The organism is Cupriavidus basilensis (assembly GCF_029335485.1).
Lineage (GTDB): Bacteria > Pseudomonadota > Gammaproteobacteria > Burkholderiales > Burkholderiaceae > Cupriavidus > Cupriavidus basilensis_E.
In genome coordinates, this window is record NZ_JARJLM010000272.1 from 19,195 (window position 1) to 30,229 (window position 11,035).

At 64.3% G+C, this 11,035-nt stretch carries 12 protein-coding genes; 3 read left to right on the top strand and 9 right to left on the bottom strand.

Annotated elements, in window-relative coordinates; translation table 11 throughout:
* Positions 1 to 3: 3 nt before the first annotated feature.
* Both P3W85_RS16035 and P3W85_RS16040 read right to left on the bottom strand, forming a co-directional pair.
* Entirely contained in the window at positions 4 to 978 is a 975-nt protein-coding gene (locus tag P3W85_RS16035) for a tripartite tricarboxylate transporter substrate binding protein BugE (RefSeq protein WP_276265516.1), read from the bottom strand.
* Positions 979 to 1,077: 99 nt separating this feature from the next.
* Positions 1,078 to 2,304, bottom strand: a complete 1,227-nt coding sequence (locus P3W85_RS16040) for an alpha-hydroxy acid oxidase (RefSeq protein WP_276265522.1) — start codon at positions 2,302 to 2,304, stop codon at positions 1,078 to 1,080.
* Positions 2,305 to 2,474: 170 nt separating this feature from the next.
* On the opposite strand from P3W85_RS16040, the gene P3W85_RS16045 reads away from it, so the two are divergent.
* Positions 2,475 to 3,374 (top strand): LysR family transcriptional regulator, encoded by a 900-nt coding sequence (locus tag P3W85_RS16045; protein WP_276265517.1) that lies wholly within the window; start codon positions 2,475 to 2,477, stop codon positions 3,372 to 3,374.
* Positions 3,375 to 3,541: 167 nt separating this feature from the next.
* Here P3W85_RS16045 and P3W85_RS16050 read toward each other — a convergent pair whose 3' ends face one another.
* The 6 genes from P3W85_RS16050 to P3W85_RS16075 all read right to left on the bottom strand — a co-directional run bounded on the left by P3W85_RS16050 (position 3,542) and on the right by P3W85_RS16075 (position 9,466).
* Complete coding sequence (locus tag P3W85_RS16050; RefSeq protein ID WP_017226747.1) at positions 3,542 to 4,276, bottom strand: amino acid ABC transporter ATP-binding protein; 735 nt, start codon at positions 4,274 to 4,276, stop codon at positions 3,542 to 3,544.
* The gene (gltK, locus tag P3W85_RS16055) at positions 4,273 to 4,956 is read right to left on the bottom strand and encodes a glutamate/aspartate ABC transporter permease GltK (protein ID WP_017226748.1); all 684 of its coding nucleotides are present in this window, start codon (positions 4,954 to 4,956) and stop codon (positions 4,273 to 4,275) included. Before gltK ends, P3W85_RS16050 begins: the two co-directional genes overlap by 4 nt.
* An 11-nt stretch (positions 4,957 to 4,967) precedes the next feature.
* A complete protein-coding gene (locus P3W85_RS16060; protein ID WP_017226749.1) occupies positions 4,968 to 5,696 on the bottom strand; it encodes an amino acid ABC transporter permease in 729 nt (242 codons plus the stop codon).
* Between the two features lie 63 nt (positions 5,697 to 5,759).
* A complete protein-coding gene (locus P3W85_RS16065) occupies positions 5,760 to 6,659 on the bottom strand; it encodes a glutamate/aspartate ABC transporter substrate-binding protein (protein WP_017226750.1) in 900 nt (299 codons plus the stop codon).
* Between the two features lie 372 nt (positions 6,660 to 7,031).
* On the bottom strand, positions 7,032 to 8,339 hold the full coding sequence (locus P3W85_RS16070) for a Glu/Leu/Phe/Val family dehydrogenase (RefSeq protein WP_276265518.1): 1,308 nt from the start codon (positions 8,337 to 8,339) through the stop codon (positions 7,032 to 7,034).
* Positions 8,340 to 8,467: 128 nt separating this feature from the next.
* The gene (locus tag P3W85_RS16075) at positions 8,468 to 9,466 is read right to left on the bottom strand and encodes a LysR family transcriptional regulator (protein ID WP_276265519.1); all 999 of its coding nucleotides are present in this window, start codon (positions 9,464 to 9,466) and stop codon (positions 8,468 to 8,470) included.
* 174 nt (positions 9,467 to 9,640) lie between these two features.
* On the opposite strand from P3W85_RS16075, the gene P3W85_RS16080 reads away from it, so the two are divergent.
* Together P3W85_RS16080 and P3W85_RS16085 are read left to right on the top strand one after the other, a co-directional pair.
* A complete protein-coding gene (locus P3W85_RS16080) occupies positions 9,641 to 10,234 on the top strand; it encodes a cysteine dioxygenase family protein (protein ID WP_017226753.1) in 594 nt (197 codons plus the stop codon).
* Positions 10,235 to 10,290: 56 nt separating this feature from the next.
* Positions 10,291 to 10,749, top strand: coding sequence for an Lrp/AsnC family transcriptional regulator (locus P3W85_RS16085; RefSeq protein ID WP_017226754.1), 459 nt, complete (start codon positions 10,291 to 10,293; stop codon positions 10,747 to 10,749).
* A 75-nt stretch (positions 10,750 to 10,824) separates the two neighbouring features.
* Here P3W85_RS16085 and P3W85_RS16090 read toward each other — a convergent pair.
* Positions 10,825 to 11,035: hypothetical protein (locus P3W85_RS16090; protein ID WP_276265520.1), on the bottom strand; the 211-nt coding region annotated here is incomplete at its 5' end.

Consider the following 11,035-nt stretch of genomic DNA (forward strand, 5'->3'; position numbering starts at 1 on the left):
CCTTCAGTCGAGCGTGAGCTTCTGCACGGCTACCGTACGCTTGTAGATATCGTATTCCTGCACGATCTGCTGGCGGAACTGCTCTGGCGTGTTGGCCACCACCATCGACCCGGTGGCTTCGATCCGGCTGCGCACGCCGGGATCCTGAAGGGATTTCCTGACCGCCAGGTTGATGCGTTCCACCACGGCCTGCGGCAGGCCCTTGGGTCCGTAGACGCCATAGAACGCCATGCGGTTGGCAGGTTCGAGGCCGACCTCCTTGAAGGTCGGAACGTTCGGTAGCTGCGCCACCCGCTCCGGCGCGGACACCACGATGGGAATCAGCCGGCCGTCCTTGATGAAGGGAAGCGCGGACGGCAGGTTATCGAAGACCACACCCACCTGCCCGGCCACGGCGTCGTTCAGCGCGGGGCCCGAGCCCTTGTAGGGCACATGCATGATCGACAGGTGGGCCAGGCTCTTGAAGAGCTCCATCTGCAGGTGCCCGATGGAGCCGGTGCCGGCCGTGCCGTAGCTGTATCTGGTCGGGTTCTTCTTCAACTCGGCAATGAACGCCTGGTAGTTCTTCGCGGGAAACGAAGGATGCACCGCCAGCACGTTGGGGGTCGCCGCGATATTGACGATGGGCGTGAAGTCCTTGAGGGGATCGTAGGGAATCTTCGGGTTGATGGCCGGATTGGTGGCCGTGGTGGACACCGTCGCCACGCCCAGCGCGTAGCCGTCGGGGTTGGCCCGCGCGATCTCGGCCGCGCCAAGCACGCCGCCGGCCCCGGCCTTGTTCTCCACCACTACCGATTGCCCCAGCTCCTTGCTCAACGGCGCCGAAATCACGCGCGCCACGATATCCGTGGTGCCACCGGGAGAGAACGGCACCACCAGCCGCACCGGCTTGGTGGGATAGGGCTGGGCATAGAGCGCCGATGCGCCGGCGGCGCACAGGGAAAGGGTGCACAGCTTGAGGAAAGAAAGCCTGTTCATGTGCGGTCTCCTTGATCGTGGTTCGAAATAGTTTGAAGTTGAACGAAGCGCGGCCATCGGTGGGCGATAAGCCATCAGCGTCAGCCGCCGGCCGCTTCGTCAGCGGCGGTACAGCACCGCCGGATCCAGTCCGGCACACTGGCTGACCCCCAGCATGGCCATGTTGCGGTCGACTTCGTCCCGCAGCAGGTTGATCGCATGCGTCACGCCGGCTTCGCCCGCCACGGAAGCGGCGTAGTTGAAGGGCCGCCCGACGAATACCAGCTTCGCGCCGAGCGCCAGGGCCTTGACGACGTCGGTGCCGCGACGGATGCCGCCGTCCATCATCACCGGCAGGTCGCCGACCGCCGCCACGATCCCGGGCAGCACCCGCAAGGGCGCCACCGCGCCGTCGAGCTGCCGGCCGCCGTGATTCGATACGACGATGCCGTCGGCGCCCCGGTCGCGGGCCAGCACGGCGTCCTGCGCGCTGAGGATGCCCTTGACGATCAGCACCCCTTTCCAGCGGCGGCGGATGCGCTCAAGGTGGCTCCAGTCGAGATGGTCGCGCGCGGAAAAGTCGCGCAGCACATTGGCCGACAGGATCGGCGCGCCGCGTTCCGCGAAGGAGTTCTCGAAATGCGGCATGCCGTGGCGCAGCAGCGTGCGCGCGAAGGTGCCGACCAGCCACTGCGGGCGCGTGATACCGTCGTACGCCAGGCGCAGGCTGGGCCGCAGCGGCGTCGAGAAACCACTGCGCACGTTGTTCTCGCGGTTGCCGGCGACCGGAATATCCACCGTCACCACCAGGGTGCGGCATCCGGTGGCCCGTACGCGGTCCAGCAAGGCATCGATGCGCGCCGCATCGCCCGGCACATAGGCCTGGAACCAGGCGTCGGGGGCGGCTTCGAACACGTCCTCGAGCCGGATCAGCGATGAACCGCTCAGCACCATCGGGATGCCGGCCGCCCGCGCCGCGCGCGCCTGCACGATGTCTCCGCGATAAGCGGACAGCGCGCTCAGCCCCATCGGCGCGATACCGAAGGGCGAAGCGTAGGTCTTGCCGAAGAGTTCCACGCTCTGGGTGCGCCGGGACACGTCCACCAGTACGCGCGTGGTCAGCGCATAGTCGTGGAAGGCGGCACGGTTCTCCTGGAGCGAGCGGTTGTCTTCGGCGGCGCCCGCGATATAGCCGTAGATGGGCCGGGGCAGGCGGCGCCTGGCGGCATGCTCGAAGTCATCCAGGGACAGGATGCGCTGCAGCGCGCGCGAAGCCTGTTTCAGCGGGGCGGCGAAACCGCGGTTGGTGGGCCGGGTGGAGGCAGCGGCATCCGTGGCTGAAGTCATGGTCTGGGTACGGGTATAGGTATGGGTGCGGATCGATGACACGCACTCTATGCCCGCCTCTTGACTCCATAAAGCGAATTTATTTCAGATACTATGTCCTCTTTTTTTCAACTACATGAGGCATCTCCAGACATGGGAACCGCTGCGGAAATGTCCGATCTCATCAAATCATGACCCTCAAGCAACTCGAAGCATTCTATTGGGCGGCCACCTGTTCGAGCTTCGCCATCGCAGCCCAGCGCCTGCATCTTTCCTTGTCGTCGCTTTCCAAGCGCATTGCCGAACTCGAGGATTCCCTGGGCCGGCCCCTGTTCGACCGGAGCGGGCACAAGGCGGTGCTCACCGATGCCGGCAACCGGCTGGTCTCGCGCGCCCATGCGCTTCTGCGCAGCGCCGACGAACTGCGCATCGAGATCGGCACCGTGGCGGGCCTGCATGGCAAATGCCGATTCGGCGTGGGAGAACTGACCGCACTGACCTGGCTGCCACGGCTGGTGCGGCTGATCGGCGAAGCCCACCCCGGCCTGGAGCTGGAGGCCCACGTCAGCATTGGCGAGGCGCTGGAGAAACGCGTCGAAGACGGCGAACTCGACTTCGCCGTGGTGGCGGGCAAGTCCACCCGCGGCACCATCGCGTCCCATGCGATAGCACAGGCGCAGTTCGTGTGGTGCACATCGGCACAGGCAACCGGCCGCGCCACCCCGATCAGCCCGGACACCCTCGGCAACCGGCCCCTGGTGACCTTGCCATCCGGCTCGGGCGTAACGCGCTTGCTCGACGAATGGCTGGACGGCCGCGGCGGGCTGCCGCAACGGCGCATCGTCTGCAATCACTGGGGCGCCGTGGCCGGCATGCTGGTGGAAGGCATCGGTGTCGGCATCCTGCCCCATGGCTGGGCGCAGTCGCTGGCCAAACGCGGGGCACTGCGCGTGCTGCGCAGCGATCCGGCGTTGCCTCCCCTGGCCTACTCGTATCAATGGCGCCGCGACGATTCCCGGCCGCTGGTCGGCGCCATGCGCGAACTGACGTTGCTGGCGGCCGACTTCCAGTCGGCGAGCCGGATACTGTAGGTCCGGGTGGGCTGCCGAACCTGCGGGCCGCGGCAGCCGTCGTCATTCCAGACGGTGTTGGCGCATTCCGGCAGCTTCGTCTGATGCCACCGGTTTACCCCCTCTCCCCATGAGCTGAGGGAGAGGGAGTGACAGCCGTCGTCATGGCTGCCGGGTCTGGCGCGTCATCAGTGATGCAGGATCTTCGACAGGAACTGCTTGGCCCGGTCGGAGCGGGCGTCGATATTGCCGAAGAACTCTTCCTTGGCGCAGTCCTCGACGATCTTGCCCTGGTCCATGAAGATCACGCGGTTGGCCACCTTGCGCGCGAAGCCCATCTCGTGGGTCACGCACATCATGGTCATGCCTTCCTGCGCCAGCTGCACCATCACGTCCAGCACTTCGTTGACCATCTCCGGGTCCAGCGCCGAGGTGGGTTCATCGAACAGCATGCAGATCGGATCCATCGACAGCGCGCGGGCGATCGCCACGCGCTGCTGCTGGCCGCCCGACAACTGGCCGGGGAACTTGGCCGCCTGCGCCTTCAGGCCCACCCGGTCCAGGTACTTCAGACCCTTGGCGGTGGCTTCCTCCTTCGAGCGGCCGAGCACCTTCATCTGGGCGATGGTCAGGTTCTCGGTGATCGACAGGTGGGGAAACAGCTCGAAGTTCTGGAACACCATGCCCACGCGCGAGCGCAGCTTCGGCAGGTTGGTCTTGGGCGAGCCCACCGAGGTGCCATCCACCGTGATGTCGCCCTTCTGGAACGGCTCCAGCGCGTTGACGGTCTTGATCAGCGTGGACTTGCCGGAACCCGACGGGCCGCACACCACCACCACCTCGCCCTTGGCGACCCTGGTGGTGCAATCGGTCAGCACCTGGAAGGTGCCGTACCACTTGGAGACGTTATTGATTTCGATCATACGGCCACCTTTTTCTGGTAACGCTTAACCAGCAGCGATGCGGAGAAACAGATAATGAAATACACCAGCCCGGCAAACAGCAGCATCTCCACGATGCGGCCGTCGCGCTCGCCGATGCCGTAAGACTGGCCGAAAAAGTCCGCCAGCGCGCTCACGTAGACCAGCGACGTATCCTGGAACAGGATGATGCCCTGGGTCAGCAGCAGCGGCACCATGTTGCGGAAGGCCTGCGGCAGGATCACCAGCCGCATCGCCTGCCCGTAGGTCATGCCCATGGCCTGCGCGGCGAACATCTGCCCGCGCGACACGCTCTGGATACCCGCGCGGATGATCTCGGAGTAATACGCCGCCTCGAACAGGGCGAAGGCGACCAGCGCCGAGGTCATGCGCAGGTCGGATGCCTGCGACAGGTTGAACGCCTTCTGCAGGACCTGCGGGATGATCAGGAAGAACCACAGCAGCACCATCACCAGCGGTATGGACCGGAAGATGGTGACGTAGCCCTGCGCGAACCAGTTCAGCGGCTTGACGGAGGACAGCCGCATCATCGCCAGGATGGTGCCCCAGACGATGCCGACCACCACCGCGGTGACAGTGATCTTGAGCGAGACCAGCATGCCCTCGCCGAGCACGCTCAGCGTGGTGGGATTGATCGAGCTGAAATCGAATGAATATGCCATGACGTGTCCCTTTACTTGGTGCCGATGAAGCCGGGCACGCGGGTGCGTCCTTCGACCCAGCGCATGAGCAGCATGACCACGATATTGATCAGCGCGTACATCAGCGTCACCGCGATGAAGGACTCATACGGCCGCGCCGTGTAGTCCACCAGCTGGCGCCCCTGCGCCGCCAGTTCCAGCAGGCCGATGGTCGACGCCACCGCGGAGTTCTTGAAGATATTCAGGAACTCGGAGGTCAGCGGCGGCACAATGACGCGGAACGACATCGGCAGCAGCACATAGCGGTAGGTCTGGGCCAGCGTGAAACCCATCGCCAGGCCGGCGTTCCGCTGGCCGGGCGGCAGCGAGTTGATGCCCGAGCGGACCTGCTCGCAGACCCGGGCTGCCGTGAAGGTGCCCAGGCAGAGCATGGCTGCCAGGAACTGCTGCGCGAAGGGATTCATCTGCTTGAAGGTCTCGCCGCCGGGCAACAGCTCGGGCATGACGAAATACCAGATGAACAACTGCACCAGCAGCGGAATATTGCGGAAGATCTCGACGTAGGTGGCGGCCAGGCCGGACAGCCACTTGTTGGGCACCGTGCGCAGCACGCCAAGCACGGAACCGATGATGAGGGCGATGATCCACGACGAAAGCCCCAGCGCAATGGTGACCTTCAGGCCGGAAATCATCCAGTCCAGGTAGGTCTCGTTCTGGGCCGCTTGTTCGAGGAATACACCCCAATGCCAGCTGTAGTTCATGATGTGTCCTCAAAAAGAAACGGAAGGACACGCCTTCCGTTTCACACAACCGGAAGCCCAGGATCAGTCGAGTGCCTTGTCGTTCGGATTCTTGAACAGCGCCTTCATGTCTTCAGACAGCGGGAAGTCCAGGTTCAGGCCCTTGGGCGGAACCGGCTGCTGGAACCACTTGGTGTACAGCGTATTGACCGAGCCATCCTTCATCATGCCGGCGATCACGGTGTCCGACAGCTTCTTGAACGGTGCGTCGTCCTTGCGGATCATGCAGCCATAGGACTCGCGCGATTGCGGCTTGCCCACCACGATCCAGTCGGCCGGGTTCTTGGCTTTGGCGCGTTCGCCGTACAGCAGCGCATCGTCCATCATGAAGGCGACGGCGCGGCCCGACTCCAGCGTCAGGAACGACTGGCCGTGGTCCTTGGTGCTGATGATGTTCATGCCCAGCTTCTGGTCATCGTTCATCTTGCGCAGCAGGCGTTCCGAGGTGGTGCCCGCGGTGGTCACCACGTTCTTGCCCTTCAGGTCGGCCCAATCCTTGATGCCGCCATCCTTCTTCACCATGATGCGGGTGCCGATGATGAAGATGCTGTCGGTAAACGATGCCTGCTTCTGGCGCTCGAGGTTATTGGTGGTGGAACCGCACTCGATGTCGATGGTGCCGTTCTGCAGCAGGGTGATGCGGTTCTGCGAGGTGATCGGGATTTCCTTGACCTGCAGGTTCGGCAGCTTCAGGCGGTCCTTGATGGCCTCGACGATCTTGATATTGATGTCGTAGGAATAGCCGACCTGGCGCACGCCGCCCAGGTTGTAATTGAACGGAATCGACGACTCGCGCACGCCAAGCGTAATCACACCGGTGTCTTTGATCTTCTGCAGCGTGCCCGTCAGTTGCTCGGCGGCTTGCGCGGTGCCGCACAGCACGCCGGCCGCAATCATCAGGGAAGCCAACTTGGCAACATTCATAACATCTCCTTGACCATGAAGAGAAAGGCGGGACTCAGGCAAGATGCCGCCCGCCGACGAGGTAGTATTACGCAGGCAGGCATTCAAGACAACGGGGTTTTTCCCCTAACAAAGTCAATACCAGCACGGCTTGCAGGCAAACCCAAAGCATGCATCAGGCCCTTCCCGCACTGGATTGCCCCGCTCCGTCATGGCCTTCCGTCAAGGGAATGCTCGCCGGGAACCTCTCTTGCGAATCGCTGCGGCACATACGACAACGCGGCTGCCGGGAGGCCCGGCAGCCGCGTTACCAATGCTGGATCGGTTTGCTGCATTGCAGCATCGCTATTCAGCGATACCGCTGCGGCAAACCGCGCTTGTCCACATCAAGCATCAGGGATAGAGACCGCGCATTTCGCGCGCCTGCAGAATCCGCGTGCACGCCACGATGAAGGCGGCGGTGCGCAAGGTAACCTTATTGTCCTGAGCGACCTGCCAGATCGCACGGAATGCCTCTTGCATGATTCGTACCAGGCGCTGGTTGATCTCTTCTTCGGTCCAGAAGAAGCTGGAGAAATCCTGCACCCATTCGAAATAGGAGACCGTAACGCCGCCAGCATTGGCGATCACGTCCGGCGCCACCAGGATATTGCGCTCGCGCAGGATGTCGTCGGCTTCCGGCGTGGTCGGGCCGTTCGCACCTTCGATGACCATGCGTGCCTTGATGTGGGGCGCGTTCTTGGCGGTGATCTGGCCTTCCAGGGCGGCCGGGATCAGGATTTCGCAATCCACCTGCCAGAACTGCTCGGCGGAAATGGTCTCGCCCTGGAAACCCTCGATGGTGCCGCTATGCGAGGCGTATTCCATCATGGCGGGCACGTCCAGGCCGGCCGGGTTGTACAGCGCGGTGCGATGGTCCTGCACCGCCACCACCTTGGCGCCGGCTTCGTGGAACAGCTTGGCAGCCACGGCGCCGACATTGCCGAAACCCTGCACCACCACGCGTGCGCCCTTGATGTCCAGGCCCAGGTTGCGGGCCGCCTCGGAACCCACCACGAAGACGCCGCGCCCGGTTGCCTCGCGCCGTCCCAGCGAGCCGCCCAGCGAGATCGGCTTGCCCGTGACCACGCCGGTGGAGGTGCTGCCGGAGTTCATCGAGTAGGTGTCCATCATCCATGCCATCACCTGTTCATTGGTGTTGACGTCAGGCGCCGGGATGTCCTTGTTGGGCCCGATGATGAAGTTGATTTCGCTGGTGTAGCGACGCGTCACGCGCTCCAGCTCCGAACGCGAGAGCGTACGCGGATCGACGCGGATACCACCCTTGGCGCCGCCGTAAGGCACGTTGACCGCCGCATTCTTGACCGACATCCAGGCCGACAGCGCCATCACTTCCGACAAGGTCACGTCCTGGTGGAAGCGCACGCCGCCCTTGCCCGGACCGCGCGACATGTTGTGCTGTACGCGATAGCCTTCGAAGTGGGCAATGGTGCCGTTGTCCATCTCGATCGGCACATCGACCACCAGGGCGCGCTTGGGGCGCTTGAGGGTCTCGACCCAGCGGGCCAGCGAGCCCAGGTACGGCGTGACACGATCGACCTGCTGCAAGTAGATGCCCCAGGGCCCGAGCGCGTCGGCGTTCAGGTAGGAAGGCAGGGTGTGGTTCTTTACGGCAGGATTGGACGGCGCTGCGGAAGACATCGTTTGGTTCCGGTGTGAAGGTGCCGCAAGCTTAGGGGAGGCGGCACCGCCGAAGCCAATGCCGTTTGATCATCCCGTTATGCACGGATTGCATAACCTTGAGACACGCCGGTGCGCCATCCCGACCGCTACGCCGCCCCGCCCTCCGGACCACGTCCGGCCTTTGGCGGCGCGGGCAGGCTCCGCGCCGCGAGCGACGACCACACGCGGTCCACCAGCTGGCGCTTGCCGCGGACCTGCGCGCTGCGCCGTTCGCTGACGTGTTCGCCCGGCTTCTCCCGGTAAAGCCGGATTTCCATGTCGATCGACAGCGGTGCCCCGCGCGCCGACTCGGCCCGGACCAGCCGGTGCTGGGCCAGTTCCTCTCGCACCGCGCTCTCCGGCAGGAAAGCCATGCCGTGCCCCGCCAGCGCCATCACCTTGAGCGCCTCGGCCATATCGGTCTCGTAGCACTTGTCGAGCCTGAGCGCGTCGGTGGTTTCGGACAGCAGCATGTCGACCATCCGGCCAAGGAAGGCATTGGGCGTGTAGCTGAGGAAGGGCACCGGCTTCTTGTCCGTGCCGGGCAGGCGGTACAGCGGCTTGCCGGCGGCGTCGGGCACGCTGTATGGCGACAGCCGCTCGACGCCCAGCACCATCATGTCGTAGTGCGCCGGGTCGAGCTGGATGGCCTGGCGCGCATGGTGATAGACCATGACCAGGTCGCAGCCGCCGTCCACCAGCGCCAGCACCGCATCGTGCACGTTGAGCGCGCGCAGCCGGCACGGCAGCTTGCCGATCTCGCGCTCCACCGCCTTGAGCCATTCGGGGAAGAAGGTCAGCGACAGCGTATGCGGCACCGCGAACTCCAGCACCTGGGCGTTGGCCGAGCGCTGCCCCCGCATCAGCGCGCGGGTCTCGCTGACCTGGGCCAGCATGGCCAGCGCCTGCTCGTAGAACACCTTGCCAGCCGGCGTCAGGCTGGTGGGATAGCTGGAGCGGTCGATCAGTTCCGTGCCCACCCAGGACTCGAGCGACTGGATCCGGCGCGAGAACGCGGGCTGCGTCACATGACGCTGCTCGGCCGAGCGCGAGAAGCTGTGCGTCTCGGCCAGGCTGACGAAGTCTTCAAGCCACTTGATTTCCATGAGGCCGCATTATCCACCGGCTGTCCGCCGCCATGCCATTGTCAGGAAAAAATTTTCGTTTATTTGCTATTTACTGGAATACGATTACACTTTCAGGCAGATTTGCACGACAAAATGCAGGTGTTTGCTACAAGCCGGACGCTATGATGGTCGCAGACCAACAAGGAGCCCTTCATGGCCACCCAGCAAGCCAGCATCGCGGATACCGCCAGCCATGCACGTAGCGCCGTCTTTGCCGGGCTCGACGCGGCCGATGGCCGGCCGGATCTCTTCGCCCCGCTCTCCGATGGCATGTCGTCGGCCTTTGCCGCCAGCGCGCGCATGGTGGCGCAAGGCATCGAGGCCAGCCTGCCGGATGCCGCGACACTGCTGGCGTTACTGCCCGAAGCGCTGCGCGAGGGCTCAGCGCAGGGCTATGCCCGTCACCTGGTCCACGCCGATCCGCTGGCGCGCTTCTCCGCCATGCTGATCGTCTGGCGGCCGGGGCAGCATAGTCCGGTGCACGGGCACCAGACCTGGTGCGCCTACCGGGTGCTGCGCGGCACGCTGCACGAGCGCCACTACCGCTGGGACGCGCAGCAGCGGCGAGCCCTGCCGTGCGGCGCGCTCACGCGCACGGCGGGCGATACCTTCAGCGTACCGGCGGGGCTGCGCCATATCCACGCGCTCGGCAACGACAGCGACGAGATGGCGGTGTCGCTGCATATCTACGGGGTGGACCAGGAACACATCGGCAGCGGTGTGAACCTGCTGGTGGACGCGGCCTGAAGCGACGGCCGGCGTGCGGCCGGGCACCGGATACGCTGCATGTTATTGGAATTGCCATGGACCGCTACGACCGCCAGATACTCGCCGCCCTGCAGGAAGATGCCACCGTGCCGGTGGCCGAACTCGGGGAGCGGGTGGGACTCACTTCCACGCCGTGCTGGCGGCGCGTGCAGAAGCTCGAGGAAAGCGGCGTGATCCGCAAGCGCGTGGCGCTGCTCGATCCCGCCCTGCTGAACGTGGGCGTCACGGTATTCGTCTCGGTCCGCACCAGCCAGCATAGCGTCAAGTGGCTCAAGACCTTCCATGAACTGGTCGCAACGATTCCCGAGGTCACGGAGTTCTACCGCATGGCGGGCGATACCGACTACCTGCTGCGGGTGGTGGTGCCGGATATCGCCGCCTATGACCGCGTGTACAAGAAACTGATCCAGGGTGCGGAACTGGCGGACGTGAGTTCCAGCTTTGCAATGGAGCAGATCAAGTACACGACGGCGCTGCCGCTGGACTATGCGTAGCCCGCTGTTCGAGTGAGAGCGACGATCGAGGCTTCATCAGTGGGCGCGGTGGCACCAGATTTGGGGCGCTCAGCCTCAAGCCGGGGCCACCGCGCCCACGACGAAACCAGCAAGGATCGGGAGACAGTAGCCATTCGCGCCGGTAACGCAAATGCGTGAACTACCACGGATCATTGCTATCAGGGGCACTACAATAAAACCAATGCCATCCGCAGTGGTGATGCCGTTCGCACCGGTAGCGCCAGCAGTCAGGCAGGACTGACGCGCCCACCACGAATCCGCAAAG

Coding starts and splice junctions, on each gene's coding strand:
- P3W85_RS16035 (WP_276265516.1), bottom strand. CDS start 978: ATGAACAGGCTTTCTTTCCTCAAGCTGTGCACCCTTTCCCTGTGCGCC.
- P3W85_RS16040 (WP_276265522.1), bottom strand. CDS start 2,304: ATGACTTCAGCCACGGATGCCGCTGCCTCCACCCGGCCCACCAACCGC.
- P3W85_RS16045 (WP_276265517.1), top strand. CDS start 2,475: ATGACCCTCAAGCAACTCGAAGCATTCTATTGGGCGGCCACCTGTTCG.
- P3W85_RS16050 (WP_017226747.1), bottom strand. CDS start 4,276: ATGATCGAAATCAATAACGTCTCCAAGTGGTACGGCACCTTCCAGGTG.
- gltK (WP_017226748.1), bottom strand. CDS start 4,956: ATGGCATATTCATTCGATTTCAGCTCGATCAATCCCACCACGCTGAGC.
- P3W85_RS16060 (WP_017226749.1), bottom strand. CDS start 5,696: ATGAACTACAGCTGGCATTGGGGTGTATTCCTCGAACAAGCGGCCCAG.
- P3W85_RS16065 (WP_017226750.1), bottom strand. CDS start 6,659: ATGAATGTTGCCAAGTTGGCTTCCCTGATGATTGCGGCCGGCGTGCTG.
- P3W85_RS16070 (WP_276265518.1), bottom strand. CDS start 8,339: ATGTCTTCCGCAGCGCCGTCCAATCCTGCCGTAAAGAACCACACCCTG.
- P3W85_RS16075 (WP_276265519.1), bottom strand. CDS start 9,466: ATGGAAATCAAGTGGCTTGAAGACTTCGTCAGCCTGGCCGAGACGCAC.
- P3W85_RS16080 (WP_017226753.1), top strand. CDS start 9,641: ATGGCCACCCAGCAAGCCAGCATCGCGGATACCGCCAGCCATGCACGT.
- P3W85_RS16085 (WP_017226754.1), top strand. CDS start 10,291: ATGGACCGCTACGACCGCCAGATACTCGCCGCCCTGCAGGAAGATGCC.